This window comes from Gordonia sp. NPDC003422 (genome assembly GCF_053588675.1).
Genome location: NZ_JBSFQL010000017.1, coordinates 53,624 through 76,937 on the forward strand (window position 1 = coordinate 53,624; position 23,314 = coordinate 76,937).

The 23,314-nt window shown below is 65.4% G+C and carries 23 protein-coding genes; 13 read left to right on the forward strand and 10 right to left on the reverse strand.

Features of this window, described 5'->3' with window-relative positions; genetic code table 11:
* Positions 1 to 402: 402 nt before the first annotated feature.
* Positions 403 to 1,827, forward strand: a complete 1,425-nt coding sequence (locus ACWDTF_RS15440; protein WP_449754615.1) for an NAD(P)-binding protein — start codon at positions 403 to 405, stop codon at positions 1,825 to 1,827.
* Between the two features lie 6 nt (positions 1,828 to 1,833).
* Here ACWDTF_RS15440 and ACWDTF_RS15445 read toward each other — a convergent pair whose 3' ends face one another.
* The 3 genes from ACWDTF_RS15445 to ACWDTF_RS15455 form a co-directional block, all read right to left on the reverse strand.
* Positions 1,834 to 2,316, reverse strand: coding sequence for a TspO/MBR family protein (locus ACWDTF_RS15445; protein ID WP_355275452.1), 483 nt, complete (start codon positions 2,314 to 2,316; stop codon positions 1,834 to 1,836).
* 28 nt (positions 2,317 to 2,344) lie between these two features.
* Positions 2,345 to 4,315 carry a DUF222 domain-containing protein gene (locus tag ACWDTF_RS15450; RefSeq protein ID WP_449754616.1) on the reverse strand — a complete coding sequence of 657 codons (1,971 nt, stop codon included), beginning with the start codon at positions 4,313 to 4,315 and terminating at the stop codon, positions 2,345 to 2,347.
* A 459-nt stretch (positions 4,316 to 4,774) separates the two neighbouring features.
* Positions 4,775 to 5,053, reverse strand: coding sequence for a putative quinol monooxygenase (locus tag ACWDTF_RS15455; RefSeq protein WP_240859476.1), 279 nt, complete (start codon positions 5,051 to 5,053; stop codon positions 4,775 to 4,777).
* 74 nt (positions 5,054 to 5,127) lie between these two features.
* Between ACWDTF_RS15455 and ACWDTF_RS15460 the strand changes: the two genes are divergently transcribed.
* A complete protein-coding gene (locus ACWDTF_RS15460; RefSeq protein WP_449754617.1) occupies positions 5,128 to 6,687 on the forward strand; it encodes an FUSC family protein in 1,560 nt (519 codons plus the stop codon).
* A gap of 46 nt (positions 6,688 to 6,733) precedes the next feature.
* Here ACWDTF_RS15460 and ACWDTF_RS15465 read toward each other — a convergent pair whose 3' ends face one another.
* The 3 genes from ACWDTF_RS15465 to ACWDTF_RS15475 all read right to left on the reverse strand — a co-directional run bounded on the left by ACWDTF_RS15465 (position 6,734) and on the right by ACWDTF_RS15475 (position 7,909).
* Entirely contained in the window at positions 6,734 to 7,129 is a 396-nt protein-coding gene (locus tag ACWDTF_RS15465) for a type II toxin-antitoxin system VapC family toxin (protein ID WP_449754618.1), read from the reverse strand.
* Entirely contained in the window at positions 7,126 to 7,365 is a 240-nt protein-coding gene (locus ACWDTF_RS15470) for a FitA-like ribbon-helix-helix domain-containing protein (RefSeq protein WP_240859469.1), read from the reverse strand. Before ACWDTF_RS15470 ends, ACWDTF_RS15465 begins: the two co-directional genes overlap by 4 nt.
* 91 nt (positions 7,366 to 7,456) lie before the next feature.
* Entirely contained in the window at positions 7,457 to 7,909 is a 453-nt protein-coding gene (locus tag ACWDTF_RS15475) for an ester cyclase (RefSeq protein WP_240859468.1), read from the reverse strand.
* An 18-nt stretch (positions 7,910 to 7,927) separates the two neighbouring features.
* Here ACWDTF_RS15475 and ACWDTF_RS15480 point away from each other — a divergent pair, with 18 nt between their 5' ends.
* Positions 7,928 to 8,635: a TetR/AcrR family transcriptional regulator gene (locus tag ACWDTF_RS15480; RefSeq protein ID WP_449754619.1), complete on the forward strand. Its 708-nt coding sequence runs from the start codon at positions 7,928 to 7,930 to the stop codon at positions 8,633 to 8,635.
* Here ACWDTF_RS15480 and ACWDTF_RS15485 read toward each other — a convergent pair.
* Positions 8,629 to 9,825, reverse strand: a complete 1,197-nt coding sequence (locus ACWDTF_RS15485; protein ID WP_240859462.1) for a DUF3089 domain-containing protein — start codon at positions 9,823 to 9,825, stop codon at positions 8,629 to 8,631. The genes ACWDTF_RS15480 and ACWDTF_RS15485 overlap by 7 nt on opposite strands.
* Positions 9,826 to 10,047: 222 nt before the next feature.
* Between ACWDTF_RS15485 and clpB the strand changes: the two genes are divergently transcribed.
* Positions 10,048 to 12,600, forward strand: a complete 2,553-nt coding sequence (gene clpB, locus ACWDTF_RS15490) for an ATP-dependent chaperone ClpB (RefSeq protein ID WP_240859460.1) — start codon at positions 10,048 to 10,050, stop codon at positions 12,598 to 12,600.
* 144 nt (positions 12,601 to 12,744) lie between these two features.
* Here clpB and sigK read toward each other — a convergent pair whose 3' ends face one another.
* Positions 12,745 to 13,323 carry an ECF RNA polymerase sigma factor SigK gene (sigK, locus tag ACWDTF_RS15495; RefSeq protein ID WP_240859458.1) on the reverse strand — a complete coding sequence of 193 codons (579 nt, stop codon included), beginning with the start codon at positions 13,321 to 13,323 and terminating at the stop codon, positions 12,745 to 12,747.
* A gap of 155 nt (positions 13,324 to 13,478) precedes the next feature.
* On the opposite strand from sigK, the gene ACWDTF_RS15500 reads away from it, so the two are divergent.
* Complete coding sequence (locus tag ACWDTF_RS15500; protein ID WP_240859456.1) at positions 13,479 to 14,291, forward strand: MerR family transcriptional regulator; 813 nt, start codon at positions 13,479 to 13,481, stop codon at positions 14,289 to 14,291.
* Between the two features lie 13 nt (positions 14,292 to 14,304).
* Here the strand turns inward: ACWDTF_RS15500 and ACWDTF_RS15505 are convergent, their stop codons facing one another.
* Positions 14,305 to 15,567 carry a hypothetical protein gene (locus ACWDTF_RS15505; protein WP_240859454.1) on the reverse strand — a complete coding sequence of 421 codons (1,263 nt, stop codon included), beginning with the start codon at positions 15,565 to 15,567 and terminating at the stop codon, positions 14,305 to 14,307.
* A gap of 141 nt (positions 15,568 to 15,708) precedes the next feature.
* Here ACWDTF_RS15505 and ACWDTF_RS15510 point away from each other — a divergent pair, with 141 nt between their 5' ends.
* The 4 genes from ACWDTF_RS15510 to ACWDTF_RS15525 are packed head-to-tail and all read left to right on the forward strand — an operon-like array spanning position 15,709 to position 17,551.
* The gene (locus tag ACWDTF_RS15510) at positions 15,709 to 16,299 is read left to right on the forward strand and encodes a DNA-3-methyladenine glycosylase I (RefSeq protein WP_240859452.1); all 591 of its coding nucleotides are present in this window, start codon (positions 15,709 to 15,711) and stop codon (positions 16,297 to 16,299) included.
* A gap of 33 nt (positions 16,300 to 16,332) precedes the next feature.
* Positions 16,333 to 16,758, forward strand: a complete 426-nt coding sequence (locus ACWDTF_RS15515; protein ID WP_240859450.1) for a YybH family protein — start codon at positions 16,333 to 16,335, stop codon at positions 16,756 to 16,758.
* Positions 16,755 to 17,144: a PPOX class F420-dependent oxidoreductase gene (locus ACWDTF_RS15520; RefSeq protein ID WP_449754620.1), complete on the forward strand. Its 390-nt coding sequence runs from the start codon at positions 16,755 to 16,757 to the stop codon at positions 17,142 to 17,144. The genes ACWDTF_RS15515 and ACWDTF_RS15520 overlap by 4 nt, the downstream gene beginning before the upstream one ends.
* 17 nt (positions 17,145 to 17,161) lie before the next feature.
* The gene (locus ACWDTF_RS15525) at positions 17,162 to 17,551 is read left to right on the forward strand and encodes a PPOX class F420-dependent oxidoreductase (protein WP_355275436.1); all 390 of its coding nucleotides are present in this window, start codon (positions 17,162 to 17,164) and stop codon (positions 17,549 to 17,551) included.
* A gap of 223 nt (positions 17,552 to 17,774) precedes the next feature.
* Here the strand turns inward: ACWDTF_RS15525 and ACWDTF_RS15530 are convergent, their stop codons facing one another.
* Positions 17,775 to 18,314: a DUF6611 family protein gene (locus ACWDTF_RS15530; RefSeq protein ID WP_240859434.1), complete on the reverse strand. Its 540-nt coding sequence runs from the start codon at positions 18,312 to 18,314 to the stop codon at positions 17,775 to 17,777.
* A gap of 337 nt (positions 18,315 to 18,651) precedes the next feature.
* Here ACWDTF_RS15530 and ACWDTF_RS15535 point away from each other — a divergent pair, with 337 nt between their 5' ends.
* From ACWDTF_RS15535 to ACWDTF_RS15550, 4 genes are read left to right on the forward strand one after another with little or no spacing between them, the layout of a single operon-like run.
* Positions 18,652 to 18,750 (forward strand): potassium-transporting ATPase subunit F, encoded by a 99-nt coding sequence (locus ACWDTF_RS15535; RefSeq protein ID WP_240859433.1) that lies wholly within the window; start codon positions 18,652 to 18,654, stop codon positions 18,748 to 18,750.
* Between the two features lies 1 nt (position 18,751).
* A complete protein-coding gene (gene kdpA, locus ACWDTF_RS15540; protein ID WP_433256442.1) occupies positions 18,752 to 20,536 on the forward strand; it encodes a potassium-transporting ATPase subunit KdpA in 1,785 nt (594 codons plus the stop codon).
* Between the two features lie 11 nt (positions 20,537 to 20,547).
* Positions 20,548 to 22,677 carry a potassium-transporting ATPase subunit KdpB gene (kdpB, locus tag ACWDTF_RS15545; protein ID WP_449754638.1) on the forward strand — a complete coding sequence of 710 codons (2,130 nt, stop codon included), beginning with the start codon at positions 20,548 to 20,550 and terminating at the stop codon, positions 22,675 to 22,677.
* A 5-nt stretch (positions 22,678 to 22,682) separates the two neighbouring features.
* The gene (locus ACWDTF_RS15550; RefSeq protein WP_449754621.1) at positions 22,683 to 23,312 is read left to right on the forward strand and encodes a potassium-transporting ATPase subunit C; all 630 of its coding nucleotides are present in this window, start codon (positions 22,683 to 22,685) and stop codon (positions 23,310 to 23,312) included.
* Positions 23,313 to 23,314 lie beyond the last annotated feature (2 nt).

Below are 23,314 nucleotides of genomic sequence, written 5' to 3' on the forward strand. Positions count from 1 at the left end.
TCGATGGCCTCGTCCAAGGCGAACGGCAGGTCACGAGGAGGGTGCGCCCACGCGCCGTCGTGAAAGATCTGGAGGTTGGTGATCGTGGTGCCGTCGCGTATCTCCTTGATGAGTGCCATCTGTTGCCATTCGGGCATCGACCCGGCCTGGTGACCGAACCGGCGATGGGCAGGCCATTCGCCGAAGACGAGGTCGGCGTAGTTCTTGGCATCGCTGCGCGACAAGGTGATGGTCTGCATTCATTCCCCAACTCACTCGCAAACCCCCGTTGCGAGGTGAGCCGTGAGCGTAACCCGAGTTCTGGCTGTACGCGGCAGTCGGAATGTGGTTGTGCATCGACCGGATGACGATGTGGATGGTGGAGGGGCTACGTTCAGTCCAGGGCGTATGAGGAGGTGAGCGATGACGGCCACGACGCTGACGACCGACTACCTCGTGGTCGGTGCCGGTGCGATGGGTATGGCATTCACCGATGCGCTGATCGACCACGCTGACGTACACGTCACGATCGTCGACCGCCGACATGCTGCCGGCGGACATTGGCTCGACGCGTATCCGTTCGTGCATCTGCATCAGGCGTCGTCGTTCTATGGGGTGGCGTCGACGCTGCTCGGGGACGGTTCGGTCCAGCTGAGCGGACCCGAAAAGGGGCTCGGTGAGCGGGCGCGCAAGCCCGCGATCGAAGCGTACTTCGACGACATCATGCGTCGCCGCTTCGTCGGGTCGGGCCGGGTGACCTTCCTGTCGGCCAGTGAGTACCGCACCGACGGTGACGCCCATCTGGTGACGTCGCGGGTGTCGGGGGAGACCGTGTCCGTCGAAGTACGTCGGCGCGTCGTGGACGCCACCTATCTGTCGCCGTCGATTCCGGCGTCGACGCCGCCACCCTTCGCAGTCGCAGACGATGTGCCAGTGGTCGCGGTCAACCGAATCGCCGACCTGTCGGAGCCGATTTCGCCCGCTCGCTTCGCTCCCGGCGCGATGACACCTCGTAACTTCGTGATCGTCGGTGCCGGGAAGACCGCGACCGACGCGATCGTCTGGCTGCTCGGTCATGGCGTTGCATCAAATCGGATCACGTGGGTGCGCCCGCGTGAGCCATGGATGCTGAATCGTGCTGTGGTGCAGCCAGATCCCTTGGTGTCGCTGAAGCTGTCCGCAGATACGATGGAGGCTGCTGCCCGCGCGGATAGTGTCGATGACTTTTTCCTGCGTCTGGAAGCGGCCGGCGTCATGATGCGCATCGACCGCGGTTTGCTACCGACAATGGCCAAGGCGCCGACTCTGGGGGAGTGGGAACTCGACTTGTTGCGTTCGGTCGAGAATGTCGTTCGACTGGGGCATGTCCGGGGGATATCGGCACGCGAGGTGGTGCTCGACGGCGGCGCGGTTCCGCTGCCGCCCGACTCTGTGGTGGTGCATTGTGCTGCAGCGGGTTTGAAGTACCCGCCGCTGGTGCCGCTGTGGGGTGAGAAGATTCGGTTGCAGACGATCCGCGCGGGTTTCCCGTGTTTCGGTGCCGCGCTTGCCGGCTACGTCGAGGCGACGCGCGACGACGATCGTGATCGGAATCGTCTTTGCCCCCCGAACGCATTGGCCGACAGCCCTATTGACTGGATTCGTATGCAGTTGCGCGGTTCGATGGCCACGCGCAGCTTCATGGCCGAGGACGACATCGCCGCGTGGGCCAATGGTTGTGCGCTGAATCCGGCGCGCATCGGTCCGGACGCACGCGAGGACCCAGCCGTCGCGTCGGCCTCCGCGCGACTTGCCGAGTGGGCGGGGCCGGGTCTGTTGAGAATGGGTGAGTTGTCGGCGTTGCCGTGACCGTGATCAGCGGCGGTTGCGGCGCCAGATCTCGGTCGACAGCAGTGTGGCGAAAGCACACCATGCCGGGTATGCCGCCACTGCAGTGCCGGCGCGCGCGTCGACCTGTGCGGTGCGTCGGGTCAGGTCGGCGCTGCTGGCTGTCAGGAGGCCGGCGGCGACGGCGGCCGGACCCAGTCGGTGGGCTCCGAAGAACAACCAGCTCCAGCCGGCGTTGAGCGCCAGGTTGGTGCCGAGTGCCGCCGCGTAGCGCAGGCGCTCGTCGTCGCGGTGCTCGTCTTCGAGGCGGTCGAGCGCGGCGGCGGACGTGACGGCGATGTCGGCGTAGAGCGTCGTCCATGCCACCGGAAACACCACCGGAGGAGGCGTGAAAGGTGGTTTGCGCAGCGTCGGATACCAAGTGTCGACGGCGGATCTCGAAGCGGAACTCCCGACGACGGCTGCGGCCGCGGTTGCGGCTCCCGTGGACAGCAAGGTTCTCAATCGCATGGTTCCACGGTACGGATCTGATTCCTGATCAGAAGGGTGGTGGGGGTTCGGCTTCGATGCGGAGTCGGTTGCGCAGGCGTTCGCGTTGTCGGCGGAGGTGTTTGTCGACGGTGCGGGGTCGGCGTCGTTTCTTGGGGAGTTCGCCGGTGCCGTCGAAGATGACCCGCGGTCGGGTGCGGGTGTCGGCGGGGCGCCACCGGATTCGGCCGAGGGCGGGCACGATGTCGATGATCGAGTCGGCCCGCCCGGGCAACACGAGTCCTTCGGGGGTGATCCAGGTGGTGTGCGGGCGGCCGTTCTCGTCGAGGATTTGGTCGTCGACGAAGTCGGTCAACGTTTTCGCCAGGTGGTGGAAGCGGCATTTCGCGCCGATCCCGGCGGGGTCGGTGTGCCCGCCGGCATACGGGTCGTCGTGGTTGTACTCGCAGACGTGGTCGAGTTCGCATTCCCAGGCCGGTTTTGTGCAGCCGGGAACCGAACACGTGCCCTCACGGGACAGGATGTAGGTGACCAGCGCGGTCGAAGGCCGATACGGATCCGACCGCAGATGCGGCGCCAGACCCGGCGGCACCGCGCTCAGCATTGGCGGTGGTGGTGGTTGTGGTGGAGTGGGTTCGGGGATGCGGCGCCAGAAATCCGGGTTACCCCGGGTGGGTTTCTCACAGTTCAACGGCCGATCGGTGGTGGTTTCCGACGGTGTCTCGCCAGGCCCTTCGAGGCTCGGTGATTTCGATGCGGTCCCGGCTCGCAGGCTCGCCCGGTCCTTACTCAATCCGGCGGCCAGGGCTCCTCGCACCTCAGGGAGCGGGGGGATGCCTTCGTCGACCGACGCTGCTTCGGGCACGTCACAGACCGGTGGCGTGGTGTCCGACGCTGTCTCGCCAGGCCCTTCGAGGCTCGTCGCTTGCGCTCCTCGCACCTCAGGGATCGGGGTGGTGGCGTCGTCAGAAAGGTCACCTGGCGGGGTCGGAGTCGGCTGGGCTGGTGCGGGTTGGGGGTTGATGGGTTTGATGACCGCGTCGGGGCGTTGGGCGAGTTCGCGGGCATGCTCGGCCGAGATCACCCCGAACCCATTCATATGCGCGGGAGTGGTGTTCGACTCGTCGGTGAGGGTGGTTTCCTCGCACACCACATGCAACACGATCCGCGCCTGGGCCGGCGGCAGGGTTCCGGGTTCGGGAATCTCGGCATCACACTCGGCACGCCCACACTGGCATTCAAACCGGGTGCCCGACAACAGGGCGAACGCCGCATCGGAGTTGCGGGCCCGTTTCCCCCGACCATCCTTGGAGCACACGGTGCCTGCCAACGCCTGGACCGCGGCGACCGCGATGCGCGCGTTCTCCGCGGTCATCGACGCCGCCAGAGTGGCCATCCCATCGCCGAGGTCCTCGACCCACACCGCACGTTGGCCTTTGGCATGCTTACGGCGTTCCCGCACCGCTTCGGGGTCGTGGCGGAACACGATCCGGTCGGCCAGATCCCGGATCGCTTGGGGTGACCACCGGCCGCGGCGTTTACGGAGTTCCTTGGTGATCGCGGCATCCACCTCGCCGATGTGGTCACCGCCGACCAGGTCGGTGCGGCCGATGATCGCGACGGTCTGTGCCTTGGTGAGCACACCGTCGCACAAACAGGCCGACACCAGCGGCAGCCGATCCCGCAAAGCGATCGCCTCTCCCAACAAACACTCGGCCGTCAACTGAGAGATCGCCAACGACGCCGCGATCCGCATCGCGCACTGCGCACGTTGATCGATCCAGTCGGTGTCGTCATCCATCGTCGGCTCCACCAGCCGGGTATGTAGTTCGGCCGCAATCTGATACGAGAGCCAGGAGAAGTAGGATTTCCCTCTTTCGATGTGACCGAACGAGGCGACCATGTCGTTGATCGACACGGCCTTGTCGTCGTCGATCACCGCGAGATCCGGAACCCCCAACACCGCGGCATCGACCTGCGGCCAGTACACCGCGTCGTCTGCGTACTCCTCAATCGACATCCCCTGTCACCCCCTTTCCGATTGACCGGATTCAGACTAGAACGGGCCACCGACAATTCTCGTCGCCCAGAATCTGGTTGTGGACTAAGCACGCGAAATCGTTGACTGTGCAGCATTTTCCGACTGAACTCCGCGCATCGTGACCCTCCCCGATCGACTGCATCCAGGGTAGAACACGCCACCGACAAGAATGTCGATCATCGAATGATGTTGGGAGAGCCACGCGTTGCGGGCTTTGGCGGGACTGCTCGCAGCCCTTCGAGGCTCCTCGACTTCGAGACGCTCCGTGCTCGTACCTCGCATGGGGCTCCTCAGCCCGGCGGCTAACGCTCGTCGCACCTCAAGGAGCGGCGGCAAGGCTGGCAATCGACACTCGCGCCGAAATCTGTACGCGCCAGCAGAGCGAAGTGGAATATGCAGTTACACAATCTGACTCGTACAGAGTCCCTACGCGCACGACTACTCGAGGGTGTAGTCGCGTCGGATGCCGGCGGTCGCATGTCCCCATTCGCTCGACCTGGCCCGGTCCTGGTGCGCTTGATATGCAGCTGCGTCGACGAAACGCTCGTCGACATCCCACGTGCGCGGGTCCTCGGCATTCTGTTGCACCGTGAATGACAGGCACCCGGGTTCGGCGCGGGTGAGTTCGATGTGTCGGGGGAGTAGGCGCACGACGATGGCCGCTTCGTCATCATCGGCACAGAGCAACCGGCCACGCAGTACGACGTTGGGCTCCACGTCGAATACGGTGCCTCTTGAGTCGGTGACCGTGCAAGTCGCAGGCACCTCTGCCGCGATGATTGGATCATCAGATGACCGCCGAAACCGAACCCGGCTTCCCGCAACGCCCGGGGCTTCGGCAGGTTCTGCTGGAGGTCTCCGGAGTCGGTGAACGTGCGGTCGGCGCGTTCCGGGCCGCGCTGGCGGTAGCGATCCCGGCCGCCGTGGGTCTGGCGAACGGGCACGGAGCGGCCGCGGCCTTGTCGGCGTTGGGTGCGTTCGCCGTCGTGTATGGCGAACGTCGACCGTATCGGACGCGATGGAAGGTCGTCGCAGGATACGGATTGGCGCTGATCTCGTGCGCCACCGTAGGCGCCGGAGTCGGGCACCTCGCGGGTGCGGCGTCGGTCGGCGCTTGGATCGCAGTCATCGCGATGATGACGGCAGTCGTGGTGCTCGCGGCAATCTGGGTGGACGCGTTGCGGGAGCGTGCTCCCGGCTCGTTTCTGCTACTGCTGTGCGCTGAACTCTCCGCGGTGTTGGTGCTCGACGGCACCGCGAGCGCGCCCGCTGTGGTGTTGTGGACCGCGATCGGCGCGGTGGTAGCACTCGGCGTTGCGATGACGCCGGCATTGCTCGACCGTCACGGTCCGGAGGCGCAAGCGGTGACCCGGGCGGGCGCGGCCGTCGATGCGCTCGCACGCCAGCCACACGATGACCTGCTGCGACGCAGAGCGATTCATGCACTTCACGAGGCGTGGGACTGTCTCGATGATGCCGGGCTCCGGGGCCAGGCGGTCGCGCCGACCGATGCGCTGAGCCGGATCCATCGTCGGCTGCTGGCAGTGATCGCCTTTGCCGAGGACCAGAAGGTCGAGACGAGTGTGTCTGAAGAAGAACTCGACCTGATGGTGCTTCCACGCGCCAGAGTCGGCGAACGATTGCGGTGGGGACTCCGCCGGCCGCGAATCCCCGTGCTCGCGTTGCGGCTCACCGTCGCGTGCGTGGTCGCCGGCGGCATCGCGATCGCCGTCGACCTCGGCCGGCCGGACTGGGCCGTCATCACCGCGGCCATGATCCTGCACCAGGGGCCTGATCGCGTCACGGGCAGCTGGCGTGCGTTGAATCGTTGTGTCGGCACCGTGATCGGAGTGGGTGTGCTCGCCGTGATCACCCCGGTGCTGGGGTCTGCGGTGCTGCTGATCCTGACGGTGGTTGTCCTGATGGCGGGTACCGAGATCTTCCTGGTGGTCAACTACGCGATTGCGATGGTGTTCATCACCCCGCTGGCCATGACGCTGGGCGCACTTGCGCCGCAGGAGCCGTTGTCGGAGGCCGTCATCGGGCGAATCGCGGAGACCGTCATCGGGGTCGGGGTGGCGGTCGTGACGCTGTGGTGTGTGCGCCCGCGCGGGTATCGCGCGGTGCTGCTGGATTCCGAGCGGCGTGTCGTCGACGCGATCGAGGCGGTCGAGGCTGACGGTCCGGCCGATGCCGGCCGACGTCGCCGACGACTGGAGTTCGAACTCGAGGCCGCGACCACGGCAGTGTCCCAGGCCGGATTCAGTGATCCGGCGTGGATGCTCACCCAGTGGCCGAGACACCACCGATTGCATCGACAGGGCTATGCGTTACTGACAAAGCAGGGGTGACCACGGGCGCAGGAGATCGCCACTTCTCCAGCAGCGATGCCGAGCTTCATTGCGGCAGAACCACAATCGGAACTCCAATGTCGGGGGAGCGGGATAGTCGCGCATCAGACGTGATGAGGTCGGCATCATAGAATCTGGCGGTGGCGACATAGAACGCATCGGATACTCGCACCGAAGTTCTCAGATCCCATGCTGCGCTTGATATTTGAACACTCTCGACACGTCGGATCGGAGCTGTCCACACCGCTTTGACCGCGCGCTCGGCCTCCGCAGAGCTGATCTGCGATGTCCGCTGAAGTCGCCAGATCGCCGACAATGCTTCCATGTCGAGTATTGTCGGTGCCCAGAGTTCGTAGCCCGACATTGATCGCAGGGCGGCTGCCTGCCGTGCGGACGGCAGTACGGCGTCGACCAGCGCGCTCGCGTCGACCACTCGCCTCATTTCTCGCCGGCATCATATTCATCGCGTACTGCATCGAGGGCGCCCACGACGTCGATACTGCGTCCCGGCCCTTCGCTTCGGATAGTTGCGGCCCATTCGTTGAACAATGGACGACTCATGTCGTCGCGCAGGAGCTTGGTGACGTACTCAGACATGGACATATGCAGCTTGGCCGAGCGCTCGCTGAGTTGAGCGTGAAGGTCCTCCGGCAGGTTGCGGATCTGAAGAGTGCTCACTTCATGAAACTAGCATGAATAGCGCATGCATGTGTGATACACGCCGTGCGGTGACCCGGTCGTTGTCGTGCAGCGCGAACGTGCGGGGTCATCACCTCGCCCCGACCTCCGGCAGCGGCGGCAGCTGCGGTGCGGGAACGACGCCGAGTTGGATCAACACCCCGAGCTCGTCGCGTACACCCCAATGCTCGGCCAGCCGCGTGCCTTCGGTGCGGTAGATGTGCAGGGTGTCCATCTCGTACGGCTTCCCGGCGCCGGCCTCGCCGTGTACGGCTGAAACGCCGCGACCGTAGGCCTTGGCGCGGACGATGATTCGGTCCGAGGTGCTGACGATGTCGGCGATCTCGTAGCGCACATCCAGCACGCCGGTCACGAACCCAAGGATCTGGGTGTACCCGGCCGGACCGGGTGGCAGCGGTACGGGTGACCCATGGTCGACGAAGTCGTCGGTGACCACCTCTGGGATAGCGTCCAATTGGCCGGTGTTGATCGCGTCGAAGATGCGATGCACCGAAGGCAGAGCGGGGTTCGAAGTGTCGTACATGAGGGTTTCCTTTGGGCTATGATTTTGGCTAGAAGACTATTCCAGTGGAATGATAATCCACCCAAAGGGGGCTTGGTGTCAACACCTCGGTCATACGTGAGTCCGCAACGCGAGCAGGCGGCGCGCGAGACGAGAGCACGAGTGCTCGCCACAGCCAAGGACCAGTTACTCCGGCATGGCTATCACTCGATGACAGTGGCGTCCCTGGCCCGCGAAGCCGGAGTGAGTCCGCAGACGATCTACAACTCTGTCGGCGGGAAGGCGGCCGTGGTGAAAGCGGTGTACGACGTGCTGCTGGCCGGCGACGACGAACCGGAGCCCATCGCGATCCGGCCGATGATGACCAGGGTCTTCGAGCAACCCGATGCCGCATCGACACTGCGTGCCTACATCCACATGGGTTGCCTCATGTATCACCGCGTGGGCCCGCTGCTCGGTGTCCTTCTCGGTGAGGGGCCGGGTGCCGACCGGGCACTGACGGAGTTCGTCGACACGATCGAACGGGAACGCCGCACCGGCAACGCATCCGTGGTCAGGCACATCGCCGACCGCTTCGGTCTGCCCGACACCCTGACGCCCACCACTGCGACCGACATCCTCTGGACCGCAACATCAATCGAAGTCGCCGACCGCCTGGTACGCCGATGCGGTTGGAGCCTTGAGCAATTGGAGGCGTGGCTGGGAGACGTCGTCGTCGACACGCTCACGGTTGAAGAGGGTCAGTGAGAGTGCGCGTGCCAGCTCGCGGCCTGTTGAGAGGCGATGGCGACCAGGCGATCCAATCCGAAGTTGATGTCGAGCGCATGCAAGTCGAAAAGCGGTGCCTCGTTGATCTGTTGGGGCACAACCATGCGAATGTGATACTGCCGGTAGCCGTTCACTTCTTCGCAGCGGCCGACGCCGCGACCGCGTCCGATCGTCCAGGTCGATGACGACGTCGGCCATGCCTCGGGAAAAGTCGTATAGCCCAGCGCGATTGCGATGGCGCCCGGCGCATACGGCTTGCTGGGCACGGTGATGCCGACCGGCCTGCGGCTTCCACTCAGCACGGCCGGATCGGTGCAGGCCACCTGATAGTTCGGCCCCATCGGCAATCCGAAACGCAGCGAGACGATATCGAGCGAGCTATTGCCGAGCAAGGACAGTGGCGGATAGACGATATTCGTGGAATACGCGGTGACACATCCGTATTGACCGTGCCGGGTGCAGATGGGGATGTTGTTGAAGTCGCCACCGACCGTCCTCCCGGGCGCGGTCTTCACGTTTCCGCCCAACAGGATGGCGCCGGCGAGGCGTGCACGCACCACAGGATTGGGATCGACTTGTTCGCGAATCAGTTTGCGAAGCAGGAACGTGCCCTGGGAATGGCCGATGAAGACCACGCCGCGACCCATGTTCGCGTGGGTGAGGTAGTTGTTCCACGCGGCGAGTACGTCGCGGTAGGCGATTGCCACTGGTTCGGTGGTAGCGCCGAGATTCACTGCCACGAGGCCCGGCAGCGAGATCTGCCGGTAGACCGGAGCAAAGATCCGACACATGCTGTTGAACCGGGCCGACTGGAGCTCCGCTCCAGACTTGATTTCCGGAGCGGCAACCAGTGGGGCGTTGAGGGACAACGTGTTGGTCGCCGTCCCATAGACGTAGAAACAATCCACCGACCGTTGGGCAGCGGTGACCGGTAGTGGGTTGGTTACGCGTCCGGTTAGCAGATCGGTGGTGTCCTGCGGCAGGTCGCACGGGTCGGCGGTCATCGCCGAACTGCACAGCCACAGCGTGGGGGGCGGCGCCGCGTCGGCCGGCGCGTGCACTCCGAAGGTGAGGGCAAGCGACGCGATGGCGAGGCCGACCACTATCCGCAATCGGAACGTCCCGCGCGAACTCAGGGCGTGGGCTCTTCGCGATTCAGGATGCAGCATGGCAACCTCCCCGAAGTCAGTCGTCGCTGATCCGGGCCCGCGATTCTCACCAGGGGTTCGTCGGCGGCGCGCAACAAATGACTCGCTGAGCATACACCGTATGAAGTGATCTAGATCACACTATTGTCGGACTTGAGCGGAATGTACTCAACTTTGATGGCGTTGCACCCTTCGGATGGCTCATACTTGAGCCTGTTGGACTAAAGAGAAAGGTGCACGCGAGTGGACAGCTTCACCCCCACCACCAAGACACAGCAAGCGTTGAGTGCTGCTGTGCAGGCGGCGGCAAGCGCAGGAAACCCCGACGTGCGACCGGCCCACATCCTGGTGGCGCTGCTCGATCAGTCCGACGGCATCGCGTCGCCGCTGCTCAAAGCGGTGGGCGTGGACCCGTCGAGCGTTCGTAGCCAAGCCCAGGCGATGGTCGATCGTGCTCCGACGGTGTCCAGCGCGAGCGCGCAGCCTCAACTCTCCCGCGAGTCGATCGCGGCGATCTCGGCAGCGCAGCAGCTTGCCGGGGAACTCGACGACGAGTACGTCTCGACCGAACACATCCTGGTCGGTCTGGCGACCGGCGACTCCGACGTCGCCAAACTGCTGCACAACGTCGGCGCGACGCCCCAGGCGCTTCGCGAGGCGTTTGTCGCCGTGCGCGGAACCGCGCGGGTCACTTCCGAGGACCCGGAGTCGACGTATCAGGCGCTGGAGAAGTACTCCACCGACCTGACCGCGGCTGCTCGCGAGGGCAAGCTCGACCCGGTCATCGGTCGCGACACCGAGATCCGACGCGTCGTGCAGGTGCTGAGTCGTCGTACCAAGAACAACCCGGTGCTCATCGGTGAGCCCGGCGTCGGCAAGACCGCGATCGTGGAGGGCCTGGCCCAGCGGATCGTCGAAGGCGATGTGCCGGAGTCGTTGCGCAACAAGACGGTCATCTCCCTGGATCTGGGTTCGATGGTCGCCGGTGCCAAGTACCGCGGCGAATTCGAGGAGCGGCTCAAGGCCGTGCTCGACGAGATCAAGGGGTCGGCCGGCCAGGTCATCACCTTCATCGACGAGCTGCACACCATCGTGGGTGCCGGTGCGACAGGCGATTCCGCGATGGATGCCGGCAACATGATCAAGCCGATGCTCGCCCGCGGTGAGCTGCGGCTGGTCGGTGCGACCACCCTCGAGGAGTACCGCAAGTACATCGAGAAGGACGCGGCACTCGAACGTCGTTTCCAGCAGGTGTACGTGGGCGAACCGTCGGTCGAGGACGCCATCGGCATCCTGCGCGGACTGAAGGAACGCTACGAGGTGCACCACGGTGTACGCATCACCGACTCCGCATTGGTTGCTGCCGCAACGCTTTCCGATCGCTACATCACCTCCCGCTTCCTGCCCGACAAGGCCATCGACCTCGTTGACGAGGCCGCGTCGCGGCTGCGGATGGAGATCGACTCGCGCCCCGTCGAGATCGACGAGGTCGAGCGAATCGTCCGCCGTCTGGAGGTCGAAGAGGTTGCGCTGCAGAAGGAAACGGATGCGGCCTCCAAGGAGCGGCTCGACAAGCTGCGTCAGGAACTGGCCGACCAGAAGGAGAAGCTCAACGAACTGAGCGCCCGCTGGCAGTCGGAGAAGACCGCCATCGACGCGGTCCGCGACACCAAGGAGGAGCTGGAACGGCTTCGTGGAGAGGCGGATCGGGCCGAACGTGGCGGCGATCTGGGACGTGCGGCCGAGTTGCGGTACGGAACGATCCCCGGCTTGGAGAAGGAACTCGAGGCCGCGATCGAGAAGACCGGCACCGACCCGAGCGAAGACGTGATGCTGCAGGAGGAGGTCGGACCCGACGACGTGGCTCAGGTCGTGTCGGCGTGGACCGGAATCCCCGCCGGCCGGATGCTCGAAGGCGAGACCGCCAAGCTGCTGCGCATGGAGGACGAACTGGGCCATCGCGTCATCGGACAGAAGGACGCCGTGGTCGCCGTGTCCGACGCCGTGCGTCGTGCGCGGGCCGGTGTCGCCGACCCGAACCGGCCGCTGGGATCGTTCATGTTCCTCGGCCCGACCGGTGTCGGCAAGACCGAGCTGGCCAAGGCGCTGGCGGAGTTCCTGTTCGACGACGAACGCGCCATGGTTCGCATCGACATGAGCGAGTACGGCGAGAAGCACAGTGTGGCAAGGCTTGTCGGTGCCCCTCCCGGCTACGTCGGCTACGAGGCCGGCGGTCAGCTGACCGAGGCGGTGCGGCGTCGCCCGTACACGGTGGTCCTGTTCGACGAGATCGAGAAGGCCCACCCGGACGTGTTCGACGTGCTGCTGCAGGTACTCGACGAGGGTCGGCTGACCGACGGTCAGGGCCGCACCGTGGACTTCCGCAACACCATCCTCATCCTGACGTCCAACCTGGGCGCCGGCGGTGACAAGGACCAGGTGATGGCGGCGGTGCGCGCGCGGTTCAAGCCGGAGTTCATCAACCGCCTCGACGACGTCATCGTCTTCGACGCGCTGAGCCCCGAGGAACTGGTCTCCATCGTCGACATTCAGCTGCGGCAGTTGGCCAAGCGCCTCGCCCAGCGTCGACTGGAACTGGAAGTGACGCCCAAGGCCAAGGAATGGCTGGCCGAGCGCGGATTCGATCCGCTCTACGGTGCACGCCCACTACGGCGGCTGGTGCAGCAGGCCATCGGCGACAGCCTCGCCAAGGCGTTGCTGGCCGGTGACATCCGCGACGGCGACGTGGTGCCGGTGAACGTCGGTGCCGACGGAGAGTCGTTGGTGCTCGGCTGATCTGAGAGTGACTGAAAACGGGCCCCTGACGGGTGCCTTCCGGGACAATCTCGGAGGAGTGCCGTCAGGGGCCCGTTTTCAGTAGTGCCCTCCGTTGCCTGGTTCGCTTTTCCGCACACCGCCGCTCGCGCAAACGAATGTCGTCTACGCGGCTGCGTCGACAACGCTGAGCCGCAGTCGCCGCATGCCGTCGCGGATGCGGGACTTCACGGTGGGCAGGGCGACCTGGAGGCGTTCGGCCACTTCGCGATACGTCAGGCCGTCGAAGTAGGCGAGTTCGATGGACTCGCGCTGCACGGGCGTGAGGTGTGCGAGTCCGGCTCGGATGAGCCGCACCGTCTCGCGTCGTTCGGTGATCTCGGCGACCTCGTCGAAGGCCGGTGTCACCGATTCCCGACCATGCGTCAGGGTGCGGCGTCGGCTGGCGGTCTCCGAACGGATGCGGTCGACGGATCGGCGGTGGGCCATCGTGAGCAGCCAGGCCATCACCGAGCCGCTCGTGTCGTACGACGCCGCGGTCCGCCACACCGTCAGATACACCTCCTGGGTGATCTCCTCGCTGAATCCCGCATCACGGATCACCCGTAGGGCCATGCCGTAGACGCGTGGTGAGGTGAGGTCGTACAACTGCGCGAATGCTTGACGATCGCCGTCGGCGACGCGTTTGACCAGCAACGACAACTCGCCGGGCGAGGGGTCGGGGTGCGTGCGCGGTGTCGTCATGTGATCGACGCTAGGAGCGGCGGGTGGCAAGCTCACGGGTGGACGTGGCACTGGGATGCATTCGCAACCGAGGGTCACGAAACGGTAACGGTGCGCCTTCTCGGTGCGCCGGGGTTGACCCTCACACCATGTGAGACAGGAGCGTGGTCGGTGTCATGTTCACCATTGGAGATTTCGCCACGATGGGCCGGGTGTCGATCCGGATGCTTCGACACTACGACCAGATCGGCCTGTTGCAACCGGCGCGGGTCGACGATCACACCGGGTACCGCTACTACGAGGCCGATCAGCTACGACGCCTCAACCGCGTGGTCGCCCTCAAAGATCTCGGGTTCACCCTCGCCGAGGTCGCCCGCATCATCGACGCCGACGTCGACCCCGCCGAACTGCGGGGAATGCTACGTCTGCGTCGTGCGCAGGTGGCCGAACAGATTGCGGCAGACCGGGATCGGCTCACCCGGATCGAGGCGAGACTCCGCATCATCGAAAGGGAAGGCACCATGAGTACCAGCTCGGTTGTCATGAAAAGTGTTGCTCCGGTTCGGGTTCTCACATTGACGGACGTGTCGGCGAGTTCGGATCCGGAAGACGTGGGCCCGGTGATCCGGGGACTGTTCGGGCGGATGTTCGAGATTCTCGGGCCTGCCGGTATCGCGCCGGCGGGTGAGGCGATCGCCACCTACGTCCCCGACGGTGAAGGACTGACGGTGACCGCGGCATGCCCGGTGGCTGACGGCGTCAGTGTCGACGGGCTCGAGTCGGTGACATTGCCGGGCGTCGAGCGGGCCGCGTGCCACCTGCACGTGGGCAGGATGGTCGACATCGGCGAGGGCTATCAGACGCTCGCCACCTGGATCGAGGACAACGGCTACCGCACCGACGGCACTGCGCGCGAGGTCTACCTCGCGACTCACCCCGAACCCGAGGAGAACTGGCGGACCGAGCTACAGATGCCGATCGTCGGGTGACCCGCGGCCTACCTCACCGGCATGAGGGCGAGCCCGGAAATGCGGGTACGCCGAGTCGGCACCCGGCGGCGGTCACCGAACGAAGCCGAACCATCGGATTGCGGTGCTCGAGTGCCGGGACGAGTCCGTTCGTGACGACCCGGGTTTTGGCGGCGGACGTGGTCGCGGTGGGATTCAGCGTGCCGCGCAACCGCGCGAAGTAGACCAGCTCGTCGTACACCTTTGACAACGCCGCCTCGGTCGTTCGGTCCTCGGGCTCGAGACCGTGGAAGTCGACGCCGGTCTCGAACTCGTGCCGAATCGCATGTGGCCCTTGATCGCACGACGGTTTGTTCAGATCGATCCGGAACGCCCGATGGCGCGGGGTAGGCGGTGCGATGGTGCCGGCATCGGTGCACGCATGGTGTGAGATGCGGTCTCCCAGGGCGTGGATGTAGATCCCGATTCGCGCGTTCGCCGACTGCCCGCCCACCCACTGATCGAACTTCGACGACAGGACTCCGTCGGTGATGACCTGTTGCCCAGTCGAATTGGTGAAGGGGAAGTTAGCCGGCGACACGATGCTGTACGTGCCGTTGATCGGGACGGGGTTCGCGCCGCCATAGCAACCCTCGCCCGTCGCGTAGTCGCCTCCCGGTGAGCGGTTGGTGAATCCTCCGGTGCACAGGGGCGCAGAGGATCCCGGGCCCGCTGTCGCCCAGCGTCGCAGATGGGTCAGCATGATCTCGTGCCGTGTGTCGTTGACGTCGGGGCGCAACCCATTCGGCATCGGCGCGCGTGGGCCTCGGAGCGTCGGCAGGAAATGGAACAGGAAGCCCCCGGTGGCGAAATGCGTACGTACCAGGCCGCTGATGTCCTTGGTCGTCAGCCGCCGCGAATTCGGAACCAGGTTGCCGCGCATGTCGCGCGGGGCGAAGGTGCCGAGGTCGGTCGCCTCGCTGTACGCGGCGATCCAATAGGCGTCCGCGACGGAGAAGCCGACGGACCTCGCGATGATGTAGCTGGAGTCCGTGTGAATCAGGCTGCGACCGCCGAGCGGCTGACGAAGTGTGTAGGCGTATCGCAAGAAGGCGCGCAGGCCGCAGATCGGGGCGTCCGCATTCTCGAGGGAACAGGTGATGGGAAGCGGGCCGCAACTGTGCGGCGGGGCGCCGGGGGTGTAACAGATGTCCTCGGCGAACGCAGCGGCACGCGGTTGCGGCGTGGCCACCGACAGCGTGGCGACGAGGCCGAAGGCGAGCAAGATTGCTCCAACGAGGCGGATCGGTCTGCGCATGACGTTCCCTTCGAGGTGCCCCCGATGAGGAGATAGTAAATTTTCGCCCGGTGGGCGTGGGGTCGATTCGGTGAGGGAGCGCAATCAGGTGTCGGTGGCCGTCGGTACTCTCCGTTCAAGTGATTCGAGAGGAGATCGCCCATGTCGGATGTGGTCATCGGGGAGGACGGTCGGGCGCGGTGCGGGTGGGCGGCCAAGGAGCCGGAGACCACGTATCACGACACCGAATGGGGATTTCCGACCGTCGGCGACGTCGCGCTGTTCGAGCGAGTATGCCTCGAAGGATTTCAGTCCGGCCTGAGCTGGCGGACCATCCTCACCAAGCGGGAGAATTTTCGGGCCGCGTTCAGCGGGTTCGACTTCGAGAAGGTCGCCCGGTTCGGTGAGGCCGACGTGGAGCGGTTGCTGGGCGACGCGGGGATCGTCCGGCACCGCGGCAAGATCGAGGCCTCGATCAACAACGCCCGGCATGCCTGCGATCTCGTCGACGCCGAGGGGTCGCTGGAGGAGTACTTCTGGCGGTTTGCGCCCGGTCCCGACCACAAGCCGGGATCGATGACGACCTCACCGGAATCGGTTTCCCTGTCCAAGGATCTGAAGAAGCGGGGCTGGCGATTCGTCGGGCCGACAACGATGTTCGCACTCATGCAGGCCACCGGCATGGTCAACGACCACGCCTACGACTGCGTCATCCGCGACGACGTGGCGACAGCGATCGCCGCGAGGCCTTGACCTCAAGTTAACTTGAACTCTTAGCGTCGGGGTATGACACGAGACCGACCATCACTCAACCTCTACGAACCCGGTGCATTCGCTGCCGTCGACGCACTTATGGCGACGTTGCAGGCCGGCATGGACAACTCTGATGCCGACACCTACGACGCGATGTTCGCCGACGACATCGTGTGGGGTTCCCCCAAAGGCGCCGTCCTGCGCGGCCACGCCCCGCTCAACGAGATCCATCATCAGCTGTTCGCCAAGCAGGTGGCACCGCCGTCGGACTTCTCGGTGACGGAGGTGATCAACCCGGCGCCGGGGGTCGCGGTCGCGCACATCGGGAGGCATGCGCGAGGTGGCGGATTCTCCGAGATGGCGATGTATGTGCTCGTCGAACGGGACGGCTCCTGGTGGGTCGCCGCCGGACAGAACACACCCATTGCCGCGGAACTGCCGACTGGAGTGCGCGCATGAGGCACAAAGAATTGCTCGATCCCGAGGTGCTGAGTTACCTCGAGACGCAACGGCTGGGCAGGCTCGCCACCGTCGACAAGGAAGGCGCGCCGCAGAACAATCCCGTCGGTTTCGCCGTCAATCGCGAACTCGGGACCGTCGACATCGTCGGCTACAACCTCGCGTCGTCCCGCAAGTTTCGCAACCTCAAGGGGAATGACAAGGTTGCGTTCGTCGTCGACGACATCGCGTCGCTCAAGCCGTGGCGAGTCAGGATGGTCGAGATTCGGGGTCACGCCGAGGCGATCGTCGGCGGTACAGAGTCGCGCGGCGGCGTCGATGACGCACTCATCCGGATATATCCGCGCCGGGTCATTGTGTTCGGGCTCGAAGAGCAGGACCAGTAGGTCGGTACCATGGCGGCATGACCTCTGACTTCGGTGCCGCCGCAACCGCGAAGTACGTGCAGCTGACCACTTTTCGCAAGGACGGCACACCGGTGTCGACGCCGGTGTGGGCCACGATCGACGGCGACCGCCTCCTCGTGTGGACCGTCGCGGACTCGTGGAAGGTCAAACGTCTGCGGCGAGATCCGCGCATCATCGTGCAGGCCTGCGATGCGCGCGGCAAGAAGGTCACCGGCGAACCGGTCGAGGGCACAGGCGAAGTCCTCGATGACGCCGGCACCGCGCGGACACGGGAACTGATCTCCAAGAAGTACGGCATCCTCGGCTGGATCACCATCAAGGCGAGCACTCTTCGACGCGGCAGTGGCGGGACGGTCGGGCTCGCGTTGAGTGCGGGTGCTTCCTGACTTCCGCCTCGCTCCATGGCCTTCCACCGCTTCTGAGCCTCCAACCGCTCCCTGAGGTGCGAGCGGAGCGAGCCTCGAAGGGCTGGTGAGACGACGATGTCATCTCACCAGGGGCTTCGAGGCTCGTCGACTTCGAGACGCTCCATGCTCGTACCTCGCACGGGACACCTCAGCCCGGCGGCTTGCGCTCCTCGCACCTCAGCCGGCGGGAGGGTCCCGACGGTCAGGCGAGGTCGTCGTAGCAGCGCGCCCAGATCGCTTCGTGCCGTACGGCATCGATCCGGCCCTCGCGCAGATCGCGGTCGGCCACCCGTAACGAATCGACGATCCGCAGCAACTGGTCGGCTCGGCGTCGTGTCGTGGGATCTTCGTCGTCGTCGATCCAGAGGACCATGGAGCGCACTGATTTCCGCACCGGCCAGGCCTGGTGGCCGACCACCCAGACGACGGACAGCATGACGGCGGCTGCCGCGAGAATCGAGAACGGCGGATCGACAGGGCTCACGGCGCTGATCGCCGGCCAGAGCGCCAGCCAGCCGATGACACCCCAGATCGGCGCCGAGTACCAGAGGCGAAGCATCGTGCGCTCGTGGTCGGTCACGCCCGGCGGATACACGCAGACACGCAACTGGACGAGATGACGGGCGAACCCGACCCGGAAGACGCCCCACGAGTCCGCGCCCCGCAAGAAGCGGCCGCGGATCGGGGGCGGGCCGGTCACGGTCGCGACCGTCAGTGGTTGTTGGCCGGTGACCTTGTTCATGCTTTCCGTCGTACTCTCCGACGGAAACGCCGACGCGAATCTGAACGCGATCTACACGGGCCGCCAGGGCTTGTTGACGCGATCTTGACGCCGGTCGCAACGTCCGCAAAGCGCGCGTCAAATTGCCGGCGCGACGCGTATGGATTCCGTTAACGAACTCTTTCAGACGTCTTTCGCGAGTGATCCTGTCAGTCGCGGCTTCGCAGGTTTCTGCGTGGCCGGGTACATAGTTCGGAAATGGAGTTCGAGTGGCTGACCTGCTCTTTCTGCTGGTCGCGATCGTCTCGATCGCGCTGTGCCTGCTGACCGTGCGCGCAATCGATGCGAGGACCGGGCGATGACCGCCGACGGTGTGACCACCATCGTTCTGTTGGTGCTCGCCGCAGCAGTCGTCGTCTATCTCGTGGCCGCGCTCATCGCACCCGAGAGGTTCTGACATGTCTGCGACGGTGGCCGGCTTGTTGCAACTGGCATTGCTGCTTTTCATTCTCGCCGCTGCCTACGTGCCACTCGGTGACTACATGGCCCGGGCGTACGACTCGGCACGCGACCTGCGCTTCGAGAAACTGTTCTACCGCGTCGGACGCATCGATCCGCGTCGTGAGCAGACCTGGGTCGGCTATGCGCTTGCGGTACTGGCCTTCTCGTTGATCTCGTTCCTGTTCCTGTACGCGATCCAGCGCCTCCAGGGTGTGTTGCCGTGGTCGGACGGAAAGCCGGGTGTGACGCCGTCGATGGCGTTCAACACCGCGGTTTCCTTTGTGACCAACACCAACTGGCAGTCGTACTCGCCCGAAGTGGTGATGACCAACTTCACGCAGATGATCGGGCTCGCGGTGCAGAACTTCGTTTCCGCTGCAGTCGGTATGGCGGTCGCGGTCGCCGTGATCCGCGGCATCCGTAACCGGCGGGGCAGCGGCGAGATCGGCAACTTCTGGGTCGACCTGGTCCGCGGATGCGTGCGAATCCTGTTGCCGCTCAGCTTCATCGTCGCGCTCATCCTACTCACCCAGGGCGCCATCGAGTCGTTCAAGACCGGATTCGACTTCACGACGCTCGACGGCAGGCAAGCGCACAGTGTGCTCGGGCCGTTCGCGTCGCAAGAGGCGATCAAAGAGCTCGGGACCAACGGTGGCGGCACCCTCTCGGTGAACTCCGCACATCCGTTCTCCAACCCGACGCCGCTGTCGAACATCGTCGAAATCCTTGCGCTCCTCATCATCCCGGTGTGCCTCACCCGCACGTACGGAACGATGGTCGGCGATCGGCGTCAGGGGCTGACCCTGCTCGGGGTCATGGCCGCCATCTGGGGTGTGATGCTGACAGTCGTGTGGGTCTTCGAATCCCGCACCGACGGCATCGCCGCGCAGGCCGCGGGCGCCATGATGGAGGGCAAGGAACAGCGTTTCGGCATCCCCGGTTCGGTGCTGTTTGCGGTCTCGACCACCGGGACATCCACGGGTGCAGTGAATTCCGCGCACGACAGCTTCTCGGCCGCCGGGGGTGGCGCGCTGATCTGGAACATGCTCCTCGGTGAGGTGGCACCCGGCGGTGTGGGAGCCGGCCTCTACGGCGTCCTCATCATGGCCGTGATCACGGTATTCGTCGGAGGTCTGCTCGTCGGCCGCTCGCCGGAGTTCCTCGGCAAGAAGATCGGCCAGCATGAGATCACCATGGCGGCGCTCTACGTCCTCGTCATGCCCGCGCTGGTGCTGGCCGGCACCTCGATCTCGGTGATCCTCGGAACGACAACCGGATTCCAGGGCAACAGCGGCGATCCCGGCACACCCGGCTCGATCCACGGCTTCAGCGAGGTGCTCTACGCCTACGCGTCGGCCGCGAACAACAACGGCAGCGCCTTCGGTGGCCTCACCGTGACCAGCGACTGGTTCCAGACATCGCTTGGAATTGTGATGCTGCTCGGGCGCTTCCTGCCGATCGTCTTCGTGCTCGCTCTCGCCGGTCTGCTGGCCAAACAGCGTCCGCGCAATCGCGAGACGGCGGTGGGCAGCACGGTGTCCGCGCCGGCGGCGGCATCAGGCGGTGCGCCCACAATGGTAGCGACTCAGCGGAAACCAGTGCGCGTCGAGGACGACGCATCGACTCTCCCGACCCACGGATTGCTGTTCGGCGCACTGCTGGCCGGAACCATCCTGTTGGTCGCCGGACTCACCTTCTTCCCGGCCATGGCGCTGGGACCGATCGCAGAGGCAGTGTTGTGAGTACTCCTGTCATAGAAGAGAAGACAGCCCACGCAGCGGACGTCGACGCCTCGTCGAACGCGGGCGAGGAACTGGTCACGACCGGTGCATTCAATGCGCGCCAGCTGATCTCGTCGCTTCCGCAGGCGGTGCGCAAGCTCACGCCGCGTGCCCAGGCTCGTAACCCGGTCATGTTCGTGGTGTATCTGGGCGCGATCGTCACCACTGTTCTCGCTGCGCTGCAACCGAGTTGGTTCTCGTGGGCGGTCGCAGCCTGGCTGTGGTTCACCGTTGTGTTCGCCAATCTGGCCGAGGCGGTTGCCGAGGGCCGGGGTCGTGCGCAGGCCGACAGCCTCCGCAAAGTCAAGCAGGACACCATGGCCCGACGCCTGTCCGAGGACGGTTCGACCACCGAGGTGCCCGGCGGAGAGCTGCGGATCGGTGACCTGATCGTCGTCGAGGCGGGTGAGGTCATCGCCGGCGACGGCGACGTCGTCGACGGCATCGCGACGGTGGACGAGTCGGCCATCACCGGCGAGTCGGCCCCCGTGGTCCGCGAATCGGGCGGCGACCGATCGGCGGTCACCGGCGGAACCGTGGTGCTCTCCGACAGGATCGTCGTGAAGATCATGACCGCGCCGGGGGAGAGCTTCGTCGACCGCATGATCGCCCTCGTCGAAGGCGCATCCCGCAAGAAGACTCCCAACGAGATCGCACTCGACATCCTGCTGACGAGCCTGACGATCATCTTCCTGATGGCGGTGGTCGCGGTCGGGCCGATGCAGGAGTACGCGGGGCAGTCCGCCGATCCGATCAAGCTGATCGCTCTGTTGGTCTGCCTCATCCCGACGACGATCGGGGCGTTGCTCAGCTCCATCGGCATCGCCGGCATGGACCGGCTGGTGCAGCGCAACGTGCTCGCGATGTCGGGGCGCGCGGTCGAGGCGGCCGGTGACATCGACACGCTGCTGATGGACAAGACCGGCACCATCACGTTCGGCAACCGTCGGGCCACCGACATCGTGCCGGCACCCGGCGTCGAGAAATCCGAACTCGCCGACATCAGCTATCGCTGCAGCCTCGCCGACGACACTCCCGAAGGCCGGAGCATCGTCGACCTGTGTGTGCAGTCCTTCGGCGTCATCGAGATCGACCCCGACACCGCGGCGGCCGCTCGCCGTCGGCTGCATCCGGAGTACGAGATCGTGCCCTTCACCGCGGAAACCCGCATGAGCGGCATCGACGTCCACGAGTCGGGCGGGGTACGCGAGTTCCGCAAGGGTGCCGCAGATGCGCTGGGCCGCTGGGTCGAGGCCGGCGGCGGTCGCGTGGACCCGGCCGTGGCCCGCGAGGTGGCGGCCATCTCCGGCGAAGGCGGGACACCGCTCGTGGTGGGTGTTCGCGATGCCGACGCACCGGCCCGTGTGCTGGGTGTCATCCAGCTCTCGGACGTGGTGAAACCCGGTATGGCCCAACGCTTCGCACAGCTGCGCGCGATGGGAATCCGGACCGTGATGGTCACCGGCGACAACCCGCTGACCGCGCGCGCCATCGCCGACGAGGCCGGCGTCGACGATTACGTCGCCGAGGCGACTCCCGAGGACAAGCTGGCCTTGATTCGCAAGGAACAGTCGGGTGGGCGTCTGGTCGCGATGACCGGTGACGGCACCAACGACGCGCCCGCACTCGCGCAGGCCGACGTCGGGCTCGCGATGAACTCCGGTACGTCGGCGGCCAAGGAAGCCGGCAACATGGTGGACCTCGATTCGGACCCGACCAAGCTGATCGACGTGGTGGCCATCGGCAAGCAGTTGCTGATCACCCGCGGTGCGCTGACGACGTTCTCGCTGGCCAACGACCTGGCGAAGTACTTCGCCATCTTGCCGGCGCTGTTCACGGCGGTCTATCCGCAACTCGACGCGCTCAACATCATGCGGCTGCACTCGGCGGAATCCGCGATCACCTCGGCGGTGATCTTCAACGCGCTCATCATCGTCGCGCTGATCCCGCTGTCGTTGCGCGGCGTGCGGTACCGCCCGTCGTCGGCGTCGAAGCTGCTCGGTCGCAACCTGCTGGTCTATGGCATCGGAGGAGTGATCACCCCGTTCATCGGGATCTGGCTGATCGACCTCGTGGTGCGCTTTCTCCCGGGAATGGGGTAACGGTCATGAACACGCTCGTATCTGGCTTTGTGCGGCAATGCGTTGCAGCGGCAAGCATTCTGCTGGCGCTGACACTGCTGCTGGGCGTGGTGTACCCGGCAGCGGTCTGGGTGGTCTCGAGGGTCGGGAGCAACTCCGCCGACGGTTCGCAGGTAACCGATTCCGCCGGCTGCCCGGTGGGTTCCACGCTCATCGGCATCGATCCGAAGGTGCCTGCGGGAGCGCCCGATCCGAATCTCCATGCCCGGGTGCTCGGTTCCTCCGACGACCCGATGGCGGCCGGTGATCCGGCTGCGTCGGCGGCGAGCAACAAGGGGCCGAACAACGAGGACCTCAAGGCATGGATCGAGGCGCGGCGCACAGAGATCGCCCAGCGTGAGGGCGTTGCGCCGGCGGCGGTTCCGGCGGATGCGGTCACCGGGTCGGGATCGGGCCTCGACCCGCACATCAGCCCCGAGTACGCACGTCTACAGGTACCGCGGATCGCTCGCGTGACCGGGAAGTCCCCGGCGCAGGTGCAGCAGATCGTCGACGACCACACCGAGGGCCGCACGATCGGTTTCCTCGGGCAGGCGCGCGTCAACGTTCTCGAAGTCAACCTCGCACTGGGCCACCGTGCACCGTGCTCGGCGTGATT